The 2,080-nt window shown below is 67.4% G+C and carries 2 protein-coding genes; both read right to left on the reverse strand.

The window, feature by feature from the left end; translation table 11 throughout:
- A partial coding sequence (locus MOV75_RS35885) for a small ribosomal subunit Rsm22 family protein (RefSeq protein ID WP_246932483.1) occupies positions 1-804 on the reverse strand: 804 nt, incomplete at its 3' end.
- Positions 805-915: 111 nt separating this feature from the next.
- On the reverse strand, positions 916-2,080 hold a 1,165-nt coding region (locus tag MOV75_RS35890; protein ID WP_369010492.1), incomplete at its 5' end, for a chromosome segregation SMC family protein.

The raw sequence follows: 2,080 nt of genomic DNA on the forward strand, positions 1-2,080 counted from the left end.
GGGCGGCGTGCGGGTCAGGGCGACGTAGATGAAGCGCTCGTCCTCGAACGGCACCTCGGCACCCTTGATCTGGCGGTGCGCCTGTGAGCGCGGCAGGCGCTGGGAGAAATGGCACCAGTCGGGCGCGGTGAGCGGGCAGGGCTTTTCGTGCGGGCAGGGCGCGGCGATATAGGCACCTTGTGCGATCAGTTGCTGGCGCAGCGCGAGGATGCGCCTATAGCCGGCTGGCGTGCCGGGCTCGATCACGAGCAGCGCGTGGCAGGCTTTGGCCCACATCGCCTCGGTGAGCTTGCGTTGGTCAGCCTCACTGAGCTCGCCGATGATGTAGCTCGCAATGACGAGGTCGGCTTGCGAGGCCTCGGCCAGGTTGCCGCCGGCATCGCCCGGCAGATAGCGGCACTCCGCCAGACGCGTGCTGTCGCGTGCCAATTCGAGCGCGAGCCGGCTGAGCGTGGCGTTGGCGTCGAGCAGCGTGAAATCTTGGAGCGACGGAAAGGCTTCCGCGGCCGCCCAGCTCGCGCTACCCGGGCCTGCGCCAACGTCGAGCAAGGTTTCCGGGGCTAGATCAGGCACGATCGCCGTGAGTGCATTGAGGCTGGCCGCCACCGCCGCGTAGGTCGCCGGCATGCGCGCGAGCGCATAAGCGAGCGCATCGGCTTCGGACTTGATCATGCCGGAGCCACCACCGGCGCGATAGGCGGTTGAGATCTTCTGCGACCGCTGCGCGGCGTCGCTGCGCGAAAAGCCCTGGAGCTTGCCGTCGAGGGCTGCCTTGAGTTCAGCAGGGAGGGTGGGGGCGATCATCAGCAACCTCGCGTCATTCCAGAGCGCGCGACGCGCGAATCCGGAAGCTGGAGATTGTAACGCGAGATTCCGGGTTCTCGCTGCGCGAGCCCCGGAATGACGCCAGAGATATCACGCCACGTTCTGGTCGAGGATGTCCACGGCCTCTGACAGGCTCACCGACACCAGTTGCGACACGCCGCGCTCGGCCATGGTGACGCCGAACAGGCGGTTCATCCGCGCCATCGTGATCGGATTGTGCGTGATGATGATGAAGCGCGTGTCGGTCGAGCCGGTCATCTCGTGCAGGAGGTTGCAGTACCGTTCGACGTTGTGGTCGTCGAGCGGCGCGTCGACTTCGTCCAGCACGCAGATCGGCGAGGGGTTGGTCAAGAACACCGCGAAGATCAGCGCCATCGCGGTCAGCGCCTGCTCGCCGCCCGAGAGCAGCGACAGCGTCTGCGGCTTCTTGCCGGGCGGCTTGGCGATGATCTCGAGGCCGGCTTCCAGCGGGTCGTCGCTCTCGATCAAATGCAGCGCGGCTTCGCCGCCGCCGAACAGCTCGACGAACAGGCGCTTGAAGTGGTTGTTGACGACCTCGAACGAGGTCAGGAGCCGCTCGCGCGCCTCCTTGTTGAGGCTCTGGATGCCCTGGCGCAGCCGCTTGATGGCTTCGACGAGATCGTCGCGCTCGGTGACCAGACCATTGTGCTGGGTCTCGACCTCGCGCAGCTCTTCCTCGGCGCGCAGATTGACGGCGCCGAGGCGCTCGCGGTCGCGGCGCATCTTTTCGAGGTCTTCCTCGATGTCGTGCAGCGGCGGCAGCTCGGCGCCGGGCTCGATCTCGGCCAGACCTGCAACGGCCTGCGGCTCGACTTCGAGCATGTCGCGGATCTCGCGCTCGATGTCCTCGAGCCGGCGCCGCGCGCCTTCCATGCGCTCCTCCGCGCGGGCTGTCGCCTCGCGGGAACTGGAGAGCGCTTCGAGGGTCAGCTTGGCGACGCGATCGGTCTCGGCCATCGCGCTTTCCGCGGTGGCGAGCGCGTCGGCGGCCATGCGGCGGTCGTTCTCGGCGTATTCGATCTCGGTGATCAGCGCGCTGCGCTTCTCGGCGAACACTTGCGGCGCGTTTTCGAGCTCGCTGCGCTCGATCGTGAGTTCGGCAATACGGGCCTGGATGGTGTCGATGTGAGAGGCCGCGCTCTCCTTGCGGTTCTGCCACTCGGTACGCTCGGCCAGGATCGCCTGCACGCGGCGGTCGGCGAGCTCGGCTTCGCGGGCAAGGGCCTGCGCCTCG

This window comes from Bradyrhizobium sp. PRIMUS42 (genome assembly GCF_023006515.1).
Taxonomy (GTDB): domain Bacteria; phylum Pseudomonadota; class Alphaproteobacteria; order Rhizobiales; family Xanthobacteraceae; genus Bradyrhizobium.